At 71.3% G+C, this 20,787-nt stretch carries 22 protein-coding genes; 7 read left to right on the forward strand and 15 right to left on the reverse strand.

The annotated features are described in order from the left end of the window. Positions 1 to 116: 116 nt before the first annotated feature. Positions 117 to 389, forward strand: a complete 273-nt coding sequence (locus RM609_RS25650; RefSeq protein ID WP_311613927.1) for a hypothetical protein — start codon at positions 117 to 119, stop codon at positions 387 to 389. A 94-nt stretch (positions 390 to 483) separates the two neighbouring features. Here the strand turns inward: RM609_RS25650 and RM609_RS25655 are convergent, their stop codons facing one another. Continuing rightward, entirely contained in the window at positions 484 to 1,005 is a 522-nt protein-coding gene (locus tag RM609_RS25655) for an ATP-binding protein (RefSeq protein WP_311613928.1), read from the reverse strand. A gap of 283 nt (positions 1,006 to 1,288) precedes the next feature. Between RM609_RS25655 and RM609_RS25660 the strand changes: the two genes are divergently transcribed. Further along, entirely contained in the window at positions 1,289 to 2,140 is an 852-nt protein-coding gene (locus tag RM609_RS25660) for a helix-turn-helix domain-containing protein (RefSeq protein ID WP_311613929.1), read from the forward strand. Positions 2,141 to 2,152: 12 nt separating this feature from the next. Continuing rightward, on the forward strand, positions 2,153 to 2,344 hold the full coding sequence (locus RM609_RS25665; RefSeq protein ID WP_311613930.1) for a hypothetical protein: 192 nt from the start codon (positions 2,153 to 2,155) through the stop codon (positions 2,342 to 2,344). Here RM609_RS25665 and RM609_RS25670 read toward each other — a convergent pair. Together RM609_RS25670 and RM609_RS25675 are read right to left on the reverse strand one after the other, a co-directional pair. Then, a complete protein-coding gene (locus tag RM609_RS25670) occupies positions 2,341 to 2,823 on the reverse strand; it encodes a GNAT family N-acetyltransferase (protein ID WP_311613931.1) in 483 nt (160 codons plus the stop codon). The two genes, RM609_RS25665 and RM609_RS25670, sit on opposite strands and share 4 nt — an antisense overlap. Before the next feature lie 526 nt (positions 2,824 to 3,349). Next, positions 3,350 to 4,309, reverse strand: coding sequence for a hypothetical protein (locus RM609_RS25675; protein WP_311613932.1), 960 nt, complete (start codon positions 4,307 to 4,309; stop codon positions 3,350 to 3,352). Between the two features lie 477 nt (positions 4,310 to 4,786). Here RM609_RS25675 and RM609_RS25680 point away from each other — a divergent pair, with 477 nt between their 5' ends. After that, on the forward strand, positions 4,787 to 5,740 hold the full coding sequence (locus tag RM609_RS25680) for a hypothetical protein (RefSeq protein ID WP_438828536.1): 954 nt from the start codon (positions 4,787 to 4,789) through the stop codon (positions 5,738 to 5,740). A 165-nt stretch (positions 5,741 to 5,905) separates the two neighbouring features. Beyond that, positions 5,906 to 6,388, forward strand: coding sequence for a hypothetical protein (locus tag RM609_RS25685; RefSeq protein ID WP_311613934.1), 483 nt, complete (start codon positions 5,906 to 5,908; stop codon positions 6,386 to 6,388). Between the two features lie 16 nt (positions 6,389 to 6,404). Here the strand turns inward: RM609_RS25685 and RM609_RS25690 are convergent, their stop codons facing one another. The 11 genes from RM609_RS25690 to RM609_RS25740 form a co-directional block, all read right to left on the reverse strand. Further along, positions 6,405 to 6,977: an OmpA family protein gene (locus tag RM609_RS25690; protein WP_311614013.1), complete on the reverse strand. Its 573-nt coding sequence runs from the start codon at positions 6,975 to 6,977 to the stop codon at positions 6,405 to 6,407. Between the two features lie 50 nt (positions 6,978 to 7,027). Next, on the reverse strand, positions 7,028 to 7,582 hold the full coding sequence (locus RM609_RS25695; RefSeq protein ID WP_311613935.1) for a hypothetical protein: 555 nt from the start codon (positions 7,580 to 7,582) through the stop codon (positions 7,028 to 7,030). Between the two features lie 34 nt (positions 7,583 to 7,616). Next, the gene (locus tag RM609_RS25700; protein WP_311614014.1) at positions 7,617 to 8,333 is read right to left on the reverse strand and encodes a pilus assembly protein TadG-related protein; all 717 of its coding nucleotides are present in this window, start codon (positions 8,331 to 8,333) and stop codon (positions 7,617 to 7,619) included. Further along, the gene (locus RM609_RS25705) at positions 8,330 to 8,503 is read right to left on the reverse strand and encodes a Flp family type IVb pilin (protein WP_311613936.1); all 174 of its coding nucleotides are present in this window, start codon (positions 8,501 to 8,503) and stop codon (positions 8,330 to 8,332) included. The genes RM609_RS25700 and RM609_RS25705 overlap by 4 nt, the downstream gene beginning before the upstream one ends. A gap of 300 nt (positions 8,504 to 8,803) precedes the next feature. Then, the gene (locus tag RM609_RS25710; protein ID WP_311614015.1) at positions 8,804 to 9,691 is read right to left on the reverse strand and encodes a DUF5936 domain-containing protein; all 888 of its coding nucleotides are present in this window, start codon (positions 9,689 to 9,691) and stop codon (positions 8,804 to 8,806) included. A 121-nt stretch (positions 9,692 to 9,812) separates the two neighbouring features. Further along, positions 9,813 to 10,760 carry a type II secretion system F family protein gene (locus tag RM609_RS25715; RefSeq protein ID WP_311613937.1) on the reverse strand — a complete coding sequence of 316 codons (948 nt, stop codon included), beginning with the start codon at positions 10,758 to 10,760 and terminating at the stop codon, positions 9,813 to 9,815. Between the two features lie 13 nt (positions 10,761 to 10,773). Continuing rightward, complete coding sequence (locus tag RM609_RS25720) at positions 10,774 to 12,138, reverse strand: TadA family conjugal transfer-associated ATPase (RefSeq protein ID WP_311613938.1); 1,365 nt, start codon at positions 12,136 to 12,138, stop codon at positions 10,774 to 10,776. Beyond that, entirely contained in the window at positions 12,135 to 12,578 is a 444-nt protein-coding gene (locus RM609_RS25725) for a TadE/TadG family type IV pilus assembly protein (protein ID WP_311613939.1), read from the reverse strand. Before RM609_RS25725 ends, RM609_RS25720 begins: the two co-directional genes overlap by 4 nt. Beyond that, positions 12,579 to 14,294: a CpaE/TadZ family protein gene (locus tag RM609_RS25730; RefSeq protein WP_311613940.1), complete on the reverse strand. Its 1,716-nt coding sequence runs from the start codon at positions 14,292 to 14,294 to the stop codon at positions 12,579 to 12,581. It abuts the gene before it with no gap. Positions 14,295 to 14,342: 48 nt separating this feature from the next. After that, on the reverse strand, positions 14,343 to 15,065 hold the full coding sequence (gene cpaB / locus RM609_RS25735) for a Flp pilus assembly protein CpaB (RefSeq protein WP_311613941.1): 723 nt from the start codon (positions 15,063 to 15,065) through the stop codon (positions 14,343 to 14,345). A 90-nt stretch (positions 15,066 to 15,155) separates the two neighbouring features. Continuing rightward, a complete protein-coding gene (locus tag RM609_RS25740; protein ID WP_311613942.1) occupies positions 15,156 to 16,085 on the reverse strand; it encodes a hypothetical protein in 930 nt (309 codons plus the stop codon). A 294-nt stretch (positions 16,086 to 16,379) separates the two neighbouring features. Between RM609_RS25740 and RM609_RS25745 the strand changes: the two genes are divergently transcribed. Continuing rightward, a complete protein-coding gene (locus tag RM609_RS25745; protein WP_438828537.1) occupies positions 16,380 to 18,107 on the forward strand; it encodes a chitinase in 1,728 nt (575 codons plus the stop codon). Between the two features lie 94 nt (positions 18,108 to 18,201). Here the strand turns inward: RM609_RS25745 and RM609_RS25750 are convergent, their stop codons facing one another. After that, on the reverse strand, positions 18,202 to 19,113 hold the full coding sequence (locus RM609_RS25750) for a trypsin-like serine peptidase (RefSeq protein WP_311613943.1): 912 nt from the start codon (positions 19,111 to 19,113) through the stop codon (positions 18,202 to 18,204). A 223-nt stretch (positions 19,114 to 19,336) separates the two neighbouring features. Between RM609_RS25750 and RM609_RS25755 the strand changes: the two genes are divergently transcribed. Then, a complete protein-coding gene (locus RM609_RS25755) occupies positions 19,337 to 20,743 on the forward strand; it encodes a M14 family metallopeptidase (protein WP_311613944.1) in 1,407 nt (468 codons plus the stop codon). Positions 20,744 to 20,787 lie beyond the last annotated feature (44 nt).

The raw sequence follows: 20,787 nt of genomic DNA on the forward strand, positions 1-20,787 counted from the left end.
CCCATCCTGCCCTGCGATCCCGCGTGCGCGCGACCGGTCCAACTCGTATACGGTGAACGATCAGTTCCGGCCATACGTGTGGCCGGAATGATCCGTATCTCTCGGTAAGGAGACCCATGCGTCGTCGCATATCCGCTCTTGTCCTGACCGCCGTGATGGCCGGCACCGGTGCCGCCCTCGTCACCGCCCCCACCGCCCAGGCGGCCTCCATCACCTGCGACACCGCGAAGCTGCGTCACGACGCCGACGTCCTGTACCAGCAGGCCGCGCGCCAGAAGCGTGCCGGCCAGCGCGAGGCCGCCCGCCGCACCATCGCCCAGGCCGACGCCCTCAAGCACCGCGCCGCCCAGTGCGACGCGTCGGAGCGCAACCAGCCGGGCCACTTCTGATCCTTGATGGCCGCCGCCATCGCCGCCACCGCCGCCACCCAGGGCCGGTCCACCACGTCGCGGTGAACCGACCCTGCACGTGCGGCACCTGCCCTCAGCAGAGCGCCGCCGCGTAGTCGGCTGCCCCTTGGCGCGGGAGGTTCACCCATACCCGGGTGCCCTCCCGTGCCGGTTCGGGGCGGATCACTCCCCAGCTCCCCTTGCACTCGTGCACCACGCACGCGAGGAGATAGAGCATCTTGTTGCGCCGCGCCGCACACTTCGCGGAACTGTCCGAGTGGGCGTGCCGCGTGTGGGGATCCCACACGACGATCCGGATGCCGTCCTGCTGCCAGCCCACGGACAGGTACAGCACCTGTCCGGGCTCGAACATCGCCGCACAGGCGACGAGTTCGGCTGTCGCCTGGAGCGCGGGCGGCAGCAGGTCCGTCAGCCCGTGCGCGGCGAGCGCGTTGTGCACGCTCGTACGGGCGATCGCGGCGGCGTGCGGTTCGCCCGGGATGGCGTAGCTGTACGCGAGGCTCTCGGGGGAACGGGTGGTGGGGGCCGGGTCCAGGTGGTCGGACGGGTCGGTTGCGTCGGGCGTGACGGTCGGGCAAAGGCTGACGAATGGCATGGCGACTCCCGTGTGGGTCGGTTGAGTTCGCGGAGTTCGCACGCGCTGCGGTTTGCGCCGGTGGCTTGTCTCCCTGACGCGGGCACGCCCCTCCCAGGGATGGAGGGTTCGGGCACGCTCGCGTGATGCGCTTCCGGCTACGCCGGGGCTTGTGCGCTACCTCACCGAAGCTAGCCACCTGCGGGGCCAATTGGCCACCTGTCGTGAAACTTGACCCCGTTCGAGGGAACTCTCACAACGCGGGGATGCAGACTGGCGCGCACCGCGTATAGGAAGGGGTGCCATGGCACAACGAACCTCCCCCACGGAGCGCCAGAAGCGTCTGGGTTACGAGTTGCACAAGATGCGCCAGGCAGCTGGCGTTAGCGCCGAGGCAGCCGCATCACTGCTCGGCGTCGATCGCAGCAAGATCTCCAACATTGAACGTGGCATCAGGGCCATCAGCCCTGATCGACTGAGAAGCTGGGCCTGTCATTGCGCTTGCTCAGACGATTCCTACATCGACGCGCTTGCCAAGATGGCGCAACCTGCTGGCAGAGGCTGGTGGGAACGCTATCGAGGTGCGTTGCCCGGCGGCCTCTTGGACATCGCGGAGATGGAGGCGCACGCTGTCTGCCTGCGTACCGCGCATACCGTTCACATCCCTGGCCTGCTTCAGACTGTCGACCACGCTCGCACCATCTTCGAAGCAGTCGTGCCCCACCTTCCCGAGCGGGAGCTGGAGCTGCGACTAGTCCTCCGGCTGGAACGCCAGCAGGTCCTCACCCGGGATGATCCGCCTGACTACTACGGCATCATCCACGAAGCGGCCCTGCGCATGCAGTTCGGGGGACCGTCGGTAGCGCGGGCCCAGCTTGAGCACCTGGTGAACATGTCGGAGCTCAGCCACGTGATCCTGCGCGTGATCCCCGTAGCACGCGGCGTCTTCCCTGGGGCAGGGCAGACCTTGGTGTACGCAGCAGCCGTAGTCCCCCAGCTGGACACCGTGCAGACTGACTGCACGCACGGGCCGGAATTTCTTTATGGGGAGGCACAGTTGTCCAAGTACCGCGCTCAGCTGGAGTGGATGGAACGGCTTGCACTCGAACCGGATGATTCGCGCAAGTTCATCCAGGACATCGCACGTCAGCTCTGAGGAGTCAGCAACATGTCCGAGATCCGCTGGGAAGCGCCGTTCTGCGGCGAAGGCAGTGCGTGCTTCCGTATAGGCACTGACAGCGCTGGCAACGCTTACATCGCCATATCCGGTGCCGAAGACCGCTACCTCACCGACACCCGCGAAGCGCTCCGCACGCTCATCCGCGACATCAAGGCCGGCAAAGCCGACCACCTCCTCTAACGGCTTGCCTCGCGGACAAACTGGGCCATGCGCAGGCCGGGCACCGGCTCGAAGTCCGTGCCGCGCCTGAAGCCGAGCCCTTCGTACAGCTTCACCGCAGGCTGATTCTCCGCTCCGGTGCTGACCCTCACCTCACCGCCGTCCGTCTCCCCGGCGAGCAGGTGGCGCAGCAGGCAGGAGGCAAGGCCCCGGCGGAACCAGGCAGGGTCCACGCAGACCCGGTCGATGTGGGTGACGTGCCGACCGGTGTCGGCCTGCCAGGCCACGAAGGCGGCCACCGTACCCGCGCTGGTCACCGCGCCCAGCCAGCGCAGGGGCCGGGCCGTCATCTCCTGGAGGGATTCGGACAGGGCGGGGATGCCGTCGAAGCCGATGAGTTCGGCCTCGACGGCATAGGCGCGCAGTCCCACCGCGTGCACGGTGGACGCGACCGTGGAATCGCTCAGATCCAGCTCGCGGATCAGTACACCAGGGGGCATGCGGCGATGCTAAGCGCTCCGCGGGAGGCGCCGTAATGGGGCGTCGATCGGCTGCGGCGCCGTCGTGGCTGGTCGCGCAGTTCCCCGCGCCCCTTCGGGCGCTGTCGAACCGCAGTGGACTTCAAAATCCGCCGCTCCGAATCCGGCGCCCGCCGCTGGTCGCACCGTCGGAACTAAGGCGTGTCCGATAGGTCAGCGCGGACCCCGCTACGCCCCAGCCACTGCTGGAGGGGCCACAGGCGCCGGGCATTGCAGCCTGCGCGCTGACCCATCAGACCTTTGCTAGTGGCCGAATCCGACGAGGGAGCCCACGAAATTGGCGAATGTCACGAGCGGAAGGAGGGCGGGGGCGAGAAGCATGAACTTACCTTTCCAGGCGGTCGGTTATTAGCCGCTGGATGCCCATGCCGAGGATCTTGCACTCGTCACATCCCTCGCACGGGGCCAGACGTATCGATCCTCCGACTTCCTGTTCGGGGGCGATGCCCCCTGGTCGTCTCTGCGGCACCGACCCGTCGGACACGGCCTACCCGACACGCAGGGTCAGCAGCGACTCCCGCGCGAACCCCGCGAGACCGACCGGGCACAGCAGTACGTCCAGTGGGGCGTCCCGGCCTTCCCGGCGGTCGCGTTCGTAGAGGGCGCGGCCGCCGGGGGTGGTCAGGGTGATGCCGAGGCCCGCGACGTCCGGGCCGGTCGTGTACGGGAGCGGGTGCGCCGCGTGGGCGCAGGACGCGGCCGCGTAGTGGGGCAGCGTTTCCTCCAGGGCCTTCACGAGCCCGTCGGCCAGTTGCCCGCCCTGCTCCATGTGGGCGACGTACCAGCTCAGCGCCATGGCGACGAGCAGGTGCCCGGGGCGGGTCCCCGGGTCGGCGTACCGCAGGGTGTCCGCCCGGTAGGAGATCTCCTCGTGGACGTCCGTGTACGGCTTCGGGTAGCCGTGGAGCAGGGACGACAGGGTGTCGATGATGTCCTCGGCTCCCACCGGCAGGCGGGGCGGGATGTCCGTGGCCGAGCCGGGCTCGACGACGTCCATGGCGATCCGCGCCAGACCGGCGACGTTGCGCGGGCAGCGCCATGCCTCGCGCGGGAAGTCCTCCTCCCATTCGAGGCTCTCGTCGGCGAGCCCGCGAAGCTGTTCGGCGAGGTACTCGTCGTACTCGTCCTCGTGCTCCTCGTACGGGTGCCCGTCCGGGTGCCCCTCGTGCTCGCAGGGGCGGTCGCGCAGGGCGTCGTCCGTGGCCTTCAGCGCGGCCATGAGCCGCGGCGCGACGGCGTCGTCCGATCCCCACGCGACGTAGGGGGCCATGAGCAGCAGGCCGAACGTCCAGATGTACGCGGACTCGCCGCCGGGGTCGGCGGCGAGCCGGGCGGCGCAGTCGAGGGCGGCCTGGTCGTACTCGTCGTTGTAGGCGTCGTCGTAGTCAGCGCGTATCGCGTCCCAGGAGTGGGACAGCTCGTCGACGGACACGTCATCCATGTGCATCAGGCGAGACTAGACGGACGGACGTCGGACCAGCGCCAACCCCCGTGACGCCCGCGCGGGCGACGACGATGCCGTCTGTGACAGGCGCGAGGCGCTGTTCGGCGGCGAGGCCGCGCTGCGGGACGCGTTCGTGGCGGCGGTCACCGATGTCCGCCCTCCGCTGCGCCGATCGACGCTCTGGCCGCCGGACTTGACGCGGCCGCCGGGCTGTTCGCCAGTCGCCGACGCCCTGCGCGGACGCGGTGTCGCGGAACCGGCCGCGATCCTGACCGCCGAGGCGGGGGTTACCGTCTTCAAAGCTGTTGGTTCGCGATCTCCCGGCCTGGATAATTCGCCTGTTCCAGACATGTGAGGAGTTGTGTGACGGTTTTCGCGTGCGCCGGGTGTGACGCCGTGCTCAGTGCCCCGCTGACTGAGGTCGCTCTGCCCGACCATGCCCATCAGAAGTGGGGCAACGGGGTAATGCTCCCCGTGCTGATGGAATCGGGGACGTACGCCGTCGATCCCGAGCCCTCCGGGCCGCCGTGGCGGCCGTGGCACGAGGTCGGGGAGGCCGAGGCCGCGTCCCGCGGCGTCTTCGCACCGGTCTACGGGCTGTCGTACGCCGCACCGGGCGAGATCGTCGTCGCTCCGGGGGACACCCGTGGCACCGTCCTGATACCCGAGCGATGCGAGGGCTACTGCTGTGGGCTGACCGGCGCCGACGGCCCGAACCTCGCGTGCGAGCGGTGCGGCCGGCCGGTGGCCACCCGTATCGACGACTGTTCGCTGTGGCAAGCGGTGTGGTTCACTCCGGACGCCGTACGCCGCCTTCCCGTGGACGGGCCCGTTCCCTGGGCGAGCGGCTGGGAGGCGCTCGCGAGGGGGCCGCAGGGTGTTCCGCCGCTCAGCCGCTCCGGGGCGTGGAGCCGGGAGTGGGAGGCGGCCGTGGGGGCGGCGCTGGCGCATGTGCTGGTGGCTTCGGAGGGCGCGCCCGTGGTCGTCCCCGACGGGCTCGTCGCGGATACGTTCCGTCGCGCGCTCGACGCGCTGCTTCCCCAGGGGGCGCCGGTGAAGACCCTCGCCCTGGCCGGGCCCGGCCTGCCCGCCCCGGATCCGGCCGCCGGCATCCTCCTGGTGCCGCGGCACCCGCTGACGGGCGAGGCGTGGCGGCCGCCCTCCGGGACCTCGCGGACCGCGCCGCTGGCCGCCGGGATGTGGACGCGTCTCGCGTTCCCCGGCGAACGGCCGTGGCAGCCCGCGGCCGGTGGGCTGCCCGACGGCGTCCTGCGCGACGATCCCCTGCCGTTGCTGCCGGATCGGTTCTTCGAGCCCGACGACAGGGTTCTCCTCGACACGCTGGCGCGGTTGCCCGCCGTCCGTCAGCCGTGGCTGCGGGCCGTCCACGACCGCGTCAACCGGCCGTACGCCCGCTTCATCCAGGGCGTGTGAGCGATCGCGTCCGCGTCCGTGTCCCCTAGGGGCGGTCCGTCTGTGGTCTGACGGCAGGACCGTGCCTCGGAGGGACCCGGGAGGCCTTGAGGGGACCGAATACTGGAATCGGACATTCCACCCGAGTCTCGCTCCTCCTCCGATTCCGAAGGGCCCGGTCCCCCCATGAAGACCAAGCTCGCTGCCGGCGCCGCCGCCGGCGTCGCCATCGTCGTCCTCGCCTCCGTCGGCGCCGCGGCCGCCATCCCCGCCGCCAAGGACTGGTACCAAGGCCACCACGACCAGACGTCCCAGTACGCCACGGGGGCCGAGGCCAAGGCCGACCGCGCCTCGGTGCCGCGCTGGCTGCCCGACGACGCCCGCGAGATCCGGTACGCGATGAGGACCACCGGCGGCGACCGTCTCCTCAAGGCCACACTGCCCACCGGCAAGCTGCCCTCGGAGTGCACGGCCCTCCCGTCCGGCACCCGGGCGAAGGAGCCGAACCTCTCCGCGTCCTGGTTCCCCGGCACCGGCACCGGATTCGGCAAGGACGCCGGTCGTGCCGCGCAGGCCCGCTGCGGCCTCTACTACGCCTACACCGACGGCGGCACCCTCTACGCCTGGCAGGACAACGACGACTGGATCAACGGCAACAAGGCCGGGTAGCAAGGCGAGCTGAGGGCTACTTCCGGGGGAAGCTCACCTCCACCCGGCGGTTCTTCCGGCGCCCGTCCTCCGTGCCGTTGTCGGCGATCGGGTACTGCTCGCCGTAGCCGCGGATCTCGTACTGGATCGCCGCCGAGCCCACGTCCTTGGCCAGCTCCCGCTGGACCATGTTGGCGCGTTCCTTGCTGAGGGCGACGCCGTGGTCGGCGTCGCCGAGGTTGTCCGTGAAGCCGAAGACGCGCAGGGCCGTGGCCTTCTGCTTCTTCACCTCGTCCGCGATCGCGCGGATGCGGGTGCGGGCGGCGTCGCCCAGGTCGGCGCTGTCCTTGTCGAAGATGACCTCGGCCTGGAGGGCGAAGGTGACGTCCACGTTGGTGTCCTCACGGCGCTCGCCGCCGTCGTCCGTCTCGACGACCGACTTGATGTCGAGGACGCGGCCCGGAGCGAGCTTCCTGCCCGGCCGGAGCTTGAGGCCCGGGGCCGTCGGGTCGAGCTTCACCGGCGGCGTCGTATTGGCCTGGCGGCCCGGGCCGGCGTCCGCGTACGCGTTCACCGCCGCCGGGCCCGGCATCGCGACAGCGAAAGCCATCGTCACCGCCAGGAATGTCCCCAAGGGAACCGCTGCCGGAGTCACGGCCCTCACCCCGAGATCCTGATCCGTACGGACGGCATCGCCGGAAGCTGGAAGTCCACGTCCGCCACGGACGCGGGCGGCGCCGGGAACTGGGCGAAGACGGGGCGGCTCTCGCCGGGGCGGATGTTGACGAGGCCCGTGGTGCACAGGCACTCGCCGTCCGTGTCGCGCAGGACGAGATAGCGCTTCTTCCCGGCCGAGTCGATGAGCGAGGCGCCCGAGACCGAGGACTGGGACTTCATCTCCGTCTCCTTCGAGCGCCACGTCAGCGGGGTGTACGGCTTGCTGCCCCGGTTGGCGACCGTTCCGTTGACGGTGACGAAGCCGCCCTTGTCGCGAACGGCGGACGTGAGGGTGACGACCACGCCGTCCGGGCCCTTGATCTCGCCGAGTTTCGCGCCCGACGACGCGGGCTCCTCGGACTTGGGCGCGGGCGCAGTGCCTCTCGCCGCGTTCAGGTCGATCGTCTTCTTTCCATCGTCGTCCCCCTCACCTCCACAGCCCGCCAGGGCGAGGGATATGACGACCACAAGGGCCGCACCTGCGGTACGAAAGCTCATGGGTGCCGTTCCTTCACTGGTCGGTCGGTGGGGGTCACTCGGCGAGGCGCACGGCGAACAGGTCCGTTGCCTTCACCGTCGCGTCGGGGCGCCTCGGGTCGATCACCAGCACCTTCCCGCCGTCGCAGGTGAGGTCGACGACCGGGGGCGAAGACGGGGTCGGGGACGGGGACGGGGAGGCTGTAGGAGTAGGAGTGGGCGTGGGGGTGGGGGGTGGCGTCGGGGGTACGGGCGTCATCGCGTCGCAGCGCGGCGTCACGGTCGCCTTCGCCGTCGCCCTCGCGTGTTTGTCGCCCGTCCCGGGGACGACGGACTCCCCCACCGTCCGCTCCGAGACGACCGTGACCGTGAACGAACCCGGCTCACCGCCCGGCTCACAAGTGATCGCCGGCTGGGCGCCGTTCAGCCGCGCGTACGACTCCGCCGCATCGCAGGCCGGGCCGTCCCGGCCGCCCCGGCCCGCCAGCCAGTCGGCCCAGCCGCCGCCCGCACCGGCCGGCCCGCCGCCCGTGCCGACCGCCAGCAGGAAGCCCGTACGGAGCTGGTCCCGGTAGTCCTGGGCGGCGGCGAGGGCGGCCGCGTCGGCGGCGGTCTGGGCGGCGTTCTTGACGGCGCCCGCGCGGCCGACGGCGAAGAAGGCGAGCGCGAGGAAGAGCAGGGCCGCCACGGCCGTGATGTACAGCGGGAACGCCTGTCCGGCGTCGCCACGGAGGGCGTCGCCACGGAACCGCCCGAAGGGCGATCTGCTCAGCCGGTGATGCGGCTGATCTGGTTGGTGATCGCCGTCGCGATCATCGTGCCGAAGTCCGTCGTCGTCAGGACGAGGATGATGGCCACGACCACGGCGATGATGCCCAGGTACTCGACCGAGGTCTGCCCCCGGTCGTCTGCCGAGAGCCTCTGGATTCCCTTGATCCTCATGTTCTCCTCCTCGGGAGATCTCCGTACGGACCCGTTCCCTTCCCTCACCGGGAAGTTGGGACACCATCTGTCTCACCCCCGCTCGGCGGCGATGCCCTCGGACGTCGACGCCGACGACTGTCCCACATCCGATTGCAGGCGCGAAGGCCCTTCACGGTCTTCCCTCAACTCCCCCAGTGGATACGCCCCGGCGGGCTCGGAGCAGGGAGCTGCGTGGTGCGGGGATATATGGATGTGCTGCGAGGCGTGTGTCATGACGGTGGTTCTCCTCTCACAGGTGGTGATGCACCTCATTGGCCCTCACTCCCCCGTGATGGAGCCGAAATCCGTGCCCGAGCCCAGGAAGAACCCCGCGATCAGCAGGATCACCGTGCCCGGGACCATGAACGTCGTGATGACCATCGTCGCCTTGGGTACCGTCCTGGCCGCGCGCCGCCGGGCCAGCTGGGCGTCCGTGCGGCGCATGTCCTTGGCGATGCCGATCAGGGTGTCGGCGATGGGGGTGCCCAGTTCCTCGCCCTGCTGAAGGGCGGTGACGAACTGGGCCACCTGTTCGGAGTCATTGCGCTTGCGCAGTTCGTCGAAGGCCTGGCGGCGGGCGACGCCCATGTCCAACTGTCGCAGCACGATTCGCAATTCGTCCGACCACGGGCCCTCGTAGTGCTCGGCCACCCGGTCGAGCGCCTGCCGGAAGCTCAGCCCGGCGCTCACGACGACGGCGAGGACGTCCAGGAAGTCCGGCAGGGTCCGCTCGATGGCCGCCCGGCGCTCGCGCACGGCGGCCAGGATGCCGACCTCGATCCAGAACAGGCCGAAGGCGACCATCAGCACGGCGAGCAGGGCCTGGCCCTTGGCCAGCATCACCAGCGCGCCGACGAGGCCGAGCGTGCCGTAGACGGCCCGGCGGGCCGCGTAACGGTCGACGGTCAGGCCGCCCGGGTTGCCGGCCCGGTCGATGCGGCGCCGTACGGCCGCGACGCGCTTCTCACCCATCAGGCGGAGGACGAGCGGTGCGTAGCGCATGCCGAGCCGGTCGAGGGCCGAGCCGACGGCCGTGGTGCGCGTGGAGCCGACTTCGAGGGCCAGGACGAGGTCCGGAGGCAGCCTGGCCTCGCTGCGGACGAGCGCGATGCCGTGGCAGGCGCCCACGACGGACACGCCGGCCAGCAGCGCCAGCAGGATTCCCATGCCGTTCATCTCCCCTTGTCCCGTCTTCTCCCCATGTCCCGGGCCCGGCTCACACGTCGGTTCACACGTCGATCCATACGCGGATCCATACGCGGATCCATACGCCGATCCATACGTCGGTTCACACGTCGATCCGCGACATCCGGCGGATGAGGAAGAACCCCACCCCGTAGAGGCAGAAGGCCGCCACGACCGCGGCCTGCCCCAGCCAGCTTCCCGTCATCCGGTCCAGCGATCCGGGTGCGATGCGGTCCATCAGCAACAACGTCCCGATGCCCATCAGCGGTACGACGTAGGCCGTCACCGTCACTTGCGAGAGCTGTGTCCGCACCTCGCGCCGGGTCTCCTTGCGCTCTTCGAGGGTGGTCGTGAGATTGCGCAGGGAGCTGACGACCGTGCCGCCCGCGCGATGGGAAAGGACGAGCGTGGTCACGAGCACCACCAGTTCACGGGAGGGCAGCCGCCGGGCGAGCTCGCCGAGGGCGTCGTCGATGGAGTGGCCGACGGCGAGCCGGTCGGCGACCTTGGCGAGCTCCTCGCCCGCCGGGGCCTCCATCTCCTCGGCCGCCATGCCCAGCGCCGTGCGGAGGGCGAGTCCGGCCTGGGTGGCGTTGGCGAGGATCCGGGAGAGCTCGGGGAGCTGGCCGATGAACCTCTCGGTGCGTTTGCGCCGCTGCCACACCAGGAAGCCGTGGGAGGACCAGATGGCGACGGCGGCCGCCAGCGGCCCGAAGAACGGCGCGAGGAGCAGCGCGGCGACGATCCACAGCCCGGCCGCCGCGCCGATGGTCGCGGCCGCGAACTCGCCCACGGTGATGTCCAGTCCGGTGGCGGCGATCTCCCACTCCAGCCGCCGGCCGGGGCGGGTGGCGCGCAGCCGGCGGTCCAGGCGCCGGAAGGGGCGGGCCGGGCCGGCGGGGGGCGGGGCGGGGGCGTCGGAGAGCCGGTCGACGAGCGCCTGGTGGCGGTCCCTGCCGGTGGCGTACGTCCGTACGCCCGCGACGGCCAGCGTCCCGCACAGTGCGGTGGCGCCGACGGCCAGCAGGGCGAGCTCGTCCAGGTGGTCCATGTCCGCTGGTCCTTTACCTCTGCTGGCTCTGGCCGGTTCTTCGGGTGGCGAGCTCCTGGGGGAACGCGGCGACGCCGAAGGCCGGTGGCACGGGCTCGTCGGCCATCCGCAGTCGCTCGGCGGCGCGTTCGGGGAGCGGGAAGTGCGTGAACGTGCCGTGTACGACACGGTCGGCGCCGATCGGCCGGACGTCGAAGCGGGCGACGGTGGCGAGGCGGTGGCCGACGCTTCCGTACCCTTCCGGGCCCGAGTCCAGCAAGGCGATCTCCGCGATGCGGCGGGTGCCGTCCGCGTGGCGGACGAGCTGCACCAGGCAGTCCACGGCGCTGTCGATCTGGTCGCGCAACGCCTCGTAGGGGATCTTGACCTCGGACATCGACGCCAGCGTGCGCAGTCGCATCAGCGCGTCCTCGGCGCTGTTGGCGTGGACGGTGGCGAGGGAGCCGTCGTGGCCGGTGGACATGGCCTGGAGCATGTCCAGGGTCTCCCCGCCGCGCACCTCGCCGACAATGATGCGATCGGGGCGCATGCGCAGGGAGTTGCGGACGAGGTCGCGAATGGTGATCCGTCCCTTCCCCTCGACGTTCGGGGGGCGGGACTCCAGCCGGATGACGTGCTGTTGTTGCAGTTGCAGCTCGGCGGCGTCCTCGACGGTGATGATGCGTTCGCCGTCGGGGATGAGGCCGGACAGGGCATTGAGGAGCGTCGTCTTGCCGGCGCCGGTGGGCCCGGAGACGACCACGTTGAACTTCGCCCGGACGAGCGCGGCGAGCAGCATCAGCATGGGCTCGTCCAGCGTGCCCATGGAGATCAGCTCGTGGAGGGTGTACGGGCGGGGGAAGCGGCGGATGGTGAGGGTGGCGCCGTTCAGCGCGAGCGGCGGGATGATCACGTTGACGCGTTCGCCGGTGGGGAGCCGGGCGTCGACCATCGGATTCGACTCGTCCACGCGGCGGTTGACGGTGGACACGATCCGCTCGATCGTCTGCATCAGCTGGTCGTGGGAGGCGAACCGTACGGGTACGGGCTCGACGCGGCCGGCGCGCTCGACGAAGACCTGGTCGGGGCCGTTGACCATGATCTCGGTGATGGAGGGGTCCTCCAGGAGGGGCTCCAGCACGCCCAGGCCGAGGGCCTCGTCGACGACCCTCCTGATGAGCCGGTCGCGTTCGGCGGTCGACAGGACGGGGCCCTCGCGGCTGATGATGTGGCCGAGTACGCGCTCCAGGCGCGAGCGGCGCTCGTCGGCGTCGAGCGCGGACATCTCGGCGAGGTCGATCTCTTCGAGGAGTTTGGCCCGGTAGACGGGGACGAGGTGGCCGGGCTCCCGGCCGTCGGGGCGGGGTTCGGGGACGGCGATCCGGGCTCGGAGGCTCATGGGGTGCCCCCGGGGGTGTCCTGGGCGCAGGCCATGGTGGCGCTGCGGGTGACGGTGAAGCCGGTGCCGGGGAGGAGGGGCGGGACGTCGACGGTCACGGTGGCGGTGGCCCGGTCCGTGCCGGGGGCGCAGGAGGTGGCGGCGACGTCCGCTCTGGCCGCGACCCAGGGGCTCACCGCGGCACGGGCCGCTGCCGCGGGGGCGGTCCTGGGGTCGTCGACGGTGGCGGTCCGGGCGGCTGCGCGGGCGGCGGTACCGGCCTGCATGGTGGCGTAGGCGGCTATGCCGAGGTAGGTGGCGCCCAGGGCGAGGGCGAGGAGGAGGGGGAGGAAGCCCAGGAATTCGATGGAGGCGGAGCCTCGGTCGTTCCCGGGGGCCCCGCCCCCGGACCCCCGCTCCTCAAACGCCGGAGGGGCTGAGTTGCTTAAGTTGTGGCCCACTCAGTCCTCCCTCGCCACGCCCGCCGTGCTCTCCACCGTCCACGGCCAGTCGGCCGCGCCCGGGAAGAGGACCGGGACCTTCACGCGGACGCTCGCGCTGTAGACCCCGGCCGCCGGGCCCGGGCCGCAGGACGGTTCCGTGTGCCAGGACTTCGGCATGTCAGCGCGGGCCGCGGCCGCGCAGTCGCGGCCGACCGCGCCCGCGCGGGCGCCCTTGTCGGCGGCGTGGCCGGCCAGGGAGTACGAGTAACCGACCAGGACGCACTGCCAGACGACGGCCAGCGCGACGAGGATCAGCGGCAGGATGCCGACGAACTCCACCGCGACCTGTCCTCTGTCTCCGCCGAAGCGGTCGCGCCGCCGGAAGCGGCCGCCGCCCCCCGGAGGCACCGGGGACAGTTGTTCCGGGCCCGTGCCGCCCCCGCCGGCGGGGGCCGACGGGTCCGTACCGCCGCCGCCCTCTATGGCACGGCGCCTCCGCAGGCCGCCCAGGGCCGGGCGGTGATGGCCGGCGGCTGGGCGCGAGGGCGTGGCCAGGCCCAGTTCGGCGGCCAGGGTCCACAGGGCCTGGCGGACCCCGGAGCGGGCGTCGAGGTCCTGCATCCGGCCGGAGTCCACGGCTCCCTGGAGCTCCTTGTAGCCGGCCGGGACGGTCGTGCGGGCGGCGCGGGTGCCGGTGGTGCGGGCGATGAGGGGCGGCTGGATCTCCGCGTTACGGGTGTGGCGGTTGACCACGGTGGTCGTCTCCTCGGCCGTACGGATCTGAAGCCGTTCCCAGAGCCGGACCATGCGCTTGGCCGCCCTGACGGACACCACGTCCGGCGTGGTGACCAGTAACGCCAGGTCGGCCGCCTCGATGACGGCCGCGCCCGCAGCGGTGATCTGGGTGCCGCAGTCGGCGACGACGAGTTCGTAGCGGCCGCGCAGGGCGGCGGTGATCTGCCGGGCGGCGGGTTCGCCGACGTCCTCGCCGCGTTCGCCCTCCGCCGGGGCGAGGAGCAGGCCGAGGCCGGTGGGGTGGGGGAAGACGGCGTCCGCCAGGACGCGCGGGGTGATGTCGCTGATGCCGGCGAGGTCGGCGATCGACCGGCGGAACTGTACGTCGAGGTAGGAGGCGACGTCACCGGACTGGAGGTCCAGGTCGGCGAGGGCGACGTCCCGGCCGGCGGCGGAGGCGGCCAGGGCGAGCTGGACGGCGGTGACGGTCGTGCCGACGCCGCCCTTGGCGCCGACGACGGCGACGAGCATGCCGCGTGCTTCTTCGGGGGCGGCGCTTCCGTCAGAGGTTCCCTCGGCGGCCGCGCCGAGGTGGTGGCGGACTCCGTCGGCCCAGTGGGCGGCGGCCTGGACGCGGGCGCCCAGTTCCTCGTAGGTCGGGGGGAGTCCGGCGAGGCCGCGCGCGCCGCAGTCCATGGCGGCGGCGTAGAGGGCGGGCCCGGCGTCGGCGGACATCAGGATGACGCCGGTGGCGGGGAAGCGCAGGGCGATCTCGCGGACGATCTCGAGAGCGGGGACGGGCCCGAGGCGTTCGTGCACGAGGACGACCTCGGGCAGGTGGGCGACCCCGCCCGCGCCCAGCGCGGCGAGCGCCTCCAGCAGGCGGCCGGAGTCGCCGACGCCGGGCAGGGGCGCGACGCCGGGGAGCCCGGCGAGCACGTCGGCGACGGCGCGGGCGGTGCCGGGGTCGCCGACGGCCGGGAGGATTCTGATCGTCACCGGGAGCCTGCCTCCTCCATCCACACTCGGTCCATGACAGCCATCCGGCTACTTGTCGGCGTCCAGGGTGTACGTGCGGTCGCCGCTGCCGACGGGTTCCTGACTGCCGGGGGCGACGAGGGCGAGCCGGACGTGCGAGGCGAACGACTCCGCGTAGGCGACACGCTGGGCGTCCTTGGTGTCGAGGGCGAAGGTGATCGGCACGGCCTCCCCCGCCTGCCGGGTGGTGGCGGCGGCCCGGCTGTTGTCGCCGTCCCGTTTGAAGGGCGTGAGCTTGCCGACGTCGATGACCTGGGCACCGCTGACGATCACCTTGGAGACGGGCTTGGCGCCCTGCTCCTTGGCGTCGAAGGTGGCGTAGATATTGACCCGCGCGCCCGGCTGGATCTTGCCGGCGACGCCCGTGGCCGCGTCGATCATGATGGCGATCTCCTGCTTGCCGGGGGCGAGCGCGGGCCGGGCGACGATCATGTCGCTCTGGAGCAGCGAGCCCTTCCGCAGCGGGGTGACGGCGATCTTGCCGCGCAGTGCGGAGAGGTCGGTGACGGCGGTGGCGGGGAGCCAGCGCTCGGGCATGGAGATCTTCTCGAACTCGTCCGAGTCCAGGTCGCGGTAGGCGGGGATGTCGGCCTTCAGCCGGTACGCGGTGGTCTCGGGGCCGACCTTCGACTCGGCGTCGTGGATGACCGAGAACACTCCGGCGAACGCGCCGACGGCGCAGAGGGCCGACAGGAGCAGCAGGACGATGCCGCGTCGCTGGCGTGAATTCATCGGGTGGCGAACCTCGTTCGGACCGGGGTCGGGATCGGATTCGGGATCGGGGTCAGGGTCGGGGTCATGGTCGTAGCTGCCGGCCGGCGCTCAGCGGCCGCTCGTCGCCGGGGCGGCGTGGCGGGCTCCGGGCGTACGGGCGGTGGCGGGCGGGCCGATGGCGTGGGCGGAGCGGGCGGCGACCGCGGGGGCCGCGCGCGGCACGGGCGCGGAGCAGAATCCGCAGCGGTCACCGATGAGTTCGAGACCGCACCAGTGGCACTCCTCGCGGCGTACGGACGTGACGAGCTGGTAGAGCACGGACGGGTCGGGGATGGCGGCCGCGAACTCGACGGCCCGGTGGGTGCCCCACCAGCGCCGGGAGTCGGCGGGCAGCGGGAGGATCTCCTGGACGCCCTCGACCCGCCAGCCCGGGGCGAGGGTGTCGGTGACCCAGTCCTCGCCGGTGCGGGGGCGGGCGCGGGCGACGGTCAGCCGGGTGGCGAAGCCGGGGCCGTCGGGGGTCTCGCCGGGCCCGGTGCGCAGCAGCCTCCGGGTGGGGTTGACGAGGACGCCGAAGCGGGTGCCGGGCACGAGGGAGCCGACGTGCGCGCCGAGGCCCACGTCCACGCGGTCGCAGCGGGCGACGGAGGCCAGCTGGGCGCCCGCGTAGATGTAGTGGGTGAGCAGCCGGGCGGCGGAGGCGAGCACGCCGGGGCTGAGGTCGGAGACCGACAACTGCCGTAACTGCCGGGCCAGTACGCCGACGGCGAGGGGCGGCAGGGCGACGGGCAGCAGGGCGACGCGGTCGCTCTCCAGGACCGAGCGCACGGTGTGCAGCCGGCGGACGTAGGCGGCGGGGAGGGAGTCGGGGTAGAGGACGACGAGGTGGCCGCACTGGTCGAGCAGGAGGGCGGCCTGGGTGACGGCGGTCTCCAGCGGCTGCTCCTCGGGCGGCCGCAGCACGGCGGCGGCCGGGACGGGCCCGCCGGGCGGTGGGAGCACCAGATCGGAACTGGTGACCGCTATCGCAATCGGCACGTCGGCTTCCCCGTTCACTCCGGCCGCGGGGGCTCCGGCGGTCGCAGATCGATACTGCCCAGTGCTGGCGCCTCCGCACTTTATCCACGAATGGAGCGGCTGAGAACAGTTCCTCGATGTTTGCCCCACGGGGTGGTGGCGCGGCACCGAAGCCTTGACGAAAGCATTGGTCTGGACCACATTGGCGCCACGGACGGTGGCCACCGCTCCGTATGAACACCCCCCATCACAGTGTCAACTCCCTTCCCAACTTCCCTCCCAACTCCCTTCCCACCGGAGGCAGTAGTGGAACGCATATCCCGTCATCGGCACCGGGCTCACCCGCCTCTGAGACGCCGCCTCGGCGGTATTCTCGCCACCGTCGCGCTCGCGGCCGGCGGTCTCGTGACGCTGGGCGGTACGAGCGCGGGGGCGGCGGCCGCCCCGGCGGCCGACGGCCCGAACCTCGTCAGGAACCCGGGCTTCGAGTCCGGTCTGTCGTCCTGGAGCTGTACCGGCGGCAGCGGCACGACGGTCGCCTCCCCCGCGCACTCCGGCTCCGCCGCGCTCCGGGCCGCCCCCACCGGCTCCGACACCGCCACGTGTGCGCAGAGCGTGAGCGTACGGCCCAACTCCTCGTACACGCTGAGCGCGTGGGTGCGGGGGTCGTACGTCTACCTCGGCACCGCCGGGACGGGCACCACGGACGTGTCGACGTGGACGCCGAGCGCGGACGACTGGCAGCTGCTCACCACCGGTTTCACAACCGGAGCGAATACCGCCTCCGTCACGGTGTTCACTCACGGGTGGTACGGGCAGCCCGCCTATTTCGCCGACGACATCACCCTCACGGGTCCCGCCGGCGGCGATCCGGGCGATCCCGGCGGCCAGGTGCCCGACGCGCCGGGCGGGCTGGCGGCGGGCGCGGTCACCGCGTCGTCCGTGGCCCTGAGCTGGCACGATGTGCCCGGCGCGACGGGCTACACCGTCTACCGGGACGGCGCCAAGGCGCTGTCGACGACCGGTACGTCCGCCACCGTCACCGGGCTGGCGGCGGCCACCTCGTACCGCTTCCAGGTGACGGCCTCCAACGCCGCCGGGGAGTCGGCCGCCTCGACCGCCGTCACCGGCACGACGGCCGGGGGCGGGGGCGGCACCCCCGGCGTGCCCAAGCACGCGGTGACGGGCTACTGGCAGAACTTCGACAACGGCGCCACCGTCCAGAAGATCGCCGACATCCCGGCCGCGTACGACATCATCGCCGTCGCCTTCGCGGATGCGACGACCACGCCGGGAGCCGTCGACTTCACCCTCGACCCGGCGCTGAAATATTCGGAAGCGGCGTTTAAGGCGGACATCGCAGCCAAACAGGCGGCGGGCAAGTCCGTCGTCATCTCCGTCGGGGGCGAGCGGGGCACTGTCGGCGTCAACGACGCGACGTCCGCGAACAACTTCGCCGACAGCGTGTACGCGCTGATGCGGAAGTACGGCTTCAACGGCGTCGACATCGACTTGGAGAACGGGCTGAACCCGACGTACATGGCGCAGGCGCTGCGCGCGCTGTCGGCGAAGGCGGGCGACAAGCTCGTCATCACGATGGCGCCGCAGACGATCGACATGCAGTCGACGTCGTCGGGCTACTTCAGGACCGCGCTCGATATCAAGGACATCCTGACCGTCGTCAACACGCAGTTCTACAACAGCGGCTCCATGAACGGCTGCGACGGGAAGGTGTACTCGCAGGGCTCGGTGGACTTCCTGACCGCGCTGGCCTGCGTCCAGCTGGAGGGCGGCCTGGACCCGTCCCAGGTGGGCCTGGGCGTGCCCGCCTCACCGCGTGGCGCGGGCAGCGGCTACGTCGCCCCGTCCGTGGTCAACGCCGCCCTGGACTGCCTCACGCAGGGCACGAACTGCGGTTCGTTCAAGCCCTCCCGCACCTATCCGGGGCTCCGGGGGGCCATGACCTGGTCCACGAACTGGGACGCGGCCAGTGGCAACGCGTGGTCCGGCGCGGTGGGACCGCATGTCCACGGGTTGCCGTAGGTCAGGGAGGGAGTGAGCCCCTGACCCGCCCCCGGACCCCCATGCCTGCCGGACGGGCTGCGTTCAGCCCGTCCGGCGCTTGAGGACGGACAGGTCAGCGACGGATCTCTTCCCCGGCCGGCTTCGGCAGCTCGCAGCCCGGCAGGTCGAGGTCGATCTTGTTGCCGGTGCCGACGCACTTGGTGATGCCGTACGTCTGCTCGGCGTAGTTGATGCCCCGGCGGACCGTGACGTTGCCGTTCTCGTCGACCTCGCACGGGTTGTTCATCGTGCAGCTCTCGCCGCTCTCGTTGCCCGTGTTGTTGATGGCGACGACCTTGCCGGAGTTCGCGTCGATGACGGGCGAGCCGGAGGTGCCACCTATGGTGTTGCAGGACGGGGTGTAACGGAGCGAGTCCTTCCAGGTCCAGTCGGCCTCGCGGAGCTGGTGGACGAACCCGTCGACATTGCAGGAGTAAATGCGCTTCCAGTAGCCGGAGACGACCTTGATGGGCGTGCCCGCGACGGGGTGGTCGCCGGAGAGGGCGAGCGCGTCGATGCCGTACTGCTGCTTGATCCGCGCGTAGGTGGTGTTCAGCTCGTAGAGCGTGACGTCGGTGTCGGTCATCGTCGAGTACGAGACCTTGGTGGCGCGGAGCGTGGCGACCTTGCCAGCGGTGGAGTTGAGCAAGCTGAAGGTGCGGCTGGAGGGCTGGTCGACGAGGACCTCGCCGGGGCCGGGCATGCCGGTCTCCAGGCAGTGGCCGTTGGTCATCACGAGGGCGGGGTCGTTGTCGGCCGAGTTGGGCATGCGGATCAGCGAGCCGGAACAGTTGCTCAGCGCCACGGTGCCGGCGAAGTCGACGGCCTTGGCCTTGGACTGAGCCTTGGACTTGGCCTGCGCGGCGGTGGGGGCGGCCTTCGGCCCGTCGGCCGGGGCGGCCGTGGCGGGCCCGGCGCCGACGCCGGCGACGGTCGCTCCGGTGAGCAGCAGCGTCGTGAGCGCACCGACGAGAGGTCGTCTCATGGGGGGTGGTCCTCTCCGTTCAGAAGTGCATCCGGTTTTGACGTGTGCATTGTTGGGTCCGCTGTGGGCGCCGGGCAATCAAGCGGTCTGAAGTGATGGGGAAGTTGGCTTGTTTCCCTCGCACACTTCTCCTTGACCTGCACATGTCATGCCTCGAACACTGGGGAGGATCGGCAGCGAACACCCCCCTCATTCGTCGCACGAACGCCCCTCAGGAGGCCGCATGCGACCCCACACCCCCCATTCCCGCAGGAACCGCGTCCGATGGGCCGCCGCCACGGGCGCCGCCCTGCTCACCCTGGCCATGGCCGCCCCCGCGTCCTCGCACGGAGCGGAGCACGGCGCCGGGCATGGCGCGAACGGCTCGAACGGCACCCGGACGGGCGGCACTCACGCGGATGAGATCCGTGCGAACGACACCCGTGCGAACAACACCCGCTCGTACGAGGTAAGCGGGCCGAGAACCGCCGCCCAGCGCACCGCCGTCGCCGCGACCGGCGCCTCGGTCGACGCCGTGCGGCACGACTCCGTCGTCGTCACCGCCGACGCCGCGCAGGCCGAGCGCATCCGCGGCATGGGCTACCGGGTGACGGCCCTGCCCGGCGCCCCGGACCGGGGCCGCGCCGCCAGGCCGTACGACTTCCCGCCGGCGGACTCGAAGTACCACAACTACGCCCGGGCCATGGCGGAGATCGACGCGGACATCGCCGCGTACCCGTCCCTCATGAGCAAGCAGGTCATCGGCAAGTCCTACGAGGGCCGGGACATCATCGCCGTGAAGGTCACGAACGGCTCGGCGGCGACGGACGCCGCCAAGCCCGAGGTGCTCTTCACCCACCACCAGCACGCCCGCGAGCACCTGACCGTCGAGATGGCGCTGTACCTGCTGAAGGAGTTCGGCTCCCAGTACGGCAAGGACGCCCGCGTCACCAAGATGCTCGACAGCCGGGTGATCTGGATCGTTCCCGACGTCAACCCCGACGGCGGCGAATACGACATCGCCACCGGCACCTATCGCGGCTGGCGCAAGAACCGTCAGCCCAACACGGGTTCGAGCTCCCCGGGCACGGACCTCAACCGCAACTGGGACTTCAAGTGGGGCTGCTGCGGCGGCTCGTCCGGCAGCACCGGCTCGGAGACGTACCGCGGCTCCGGCCCGGAGTCGGCCCCTGAGGTGAAGGTCGTCGCCGACTTCGTCCGCAGCCGCGTCGTCGGCGGCAAGCAGCAGATCAAGGCAGCGATCGACTTCCACACCTACAGCGAGCTGGTGCTCTGGCCGTTCGGCTGGACGTACGACGACACGGCGCCCGGCATGACGCAGGACGACCGCGACGCGTTCGCGGCCGTCGGGAAGTCCATGGCCGCGAGCAACGGCTACACGCCGGAGCAGTCGAGCGACCTGTACATCACGGACGGGTCGATCGACGACTGGCTCTGGGGCAACCAGAAGGTCTTCGCCTACACCTTCGAGATGTACCCGGACGCGAGCGGGGCGGGCGGCGGCTTCTACCCGCCGGCGTCGGTCATCGACCGCGAGACCGCGCGCAACCGGGAGGCGGTACTCCAGCTCCTGGAGAACGCGGACTGCATGTACCGGTCGATCGGGAAGGCGCAGCAGTACTGCTCATGAGCGGCTGAACGGTGGCTGACGCGGGGGGGCGGGCCGACAGCTCG

Origin of the sequence: Streptomyces hesseae (assembly GCF_031845785.1) — a bacterium.
GTDB classification, from domain to species: Bacteria; Actinomycetota; Actinomycetes; order Streptomycetales; family Streptomycetaceae; genus Streptomyces; species Streptomyces hesseae.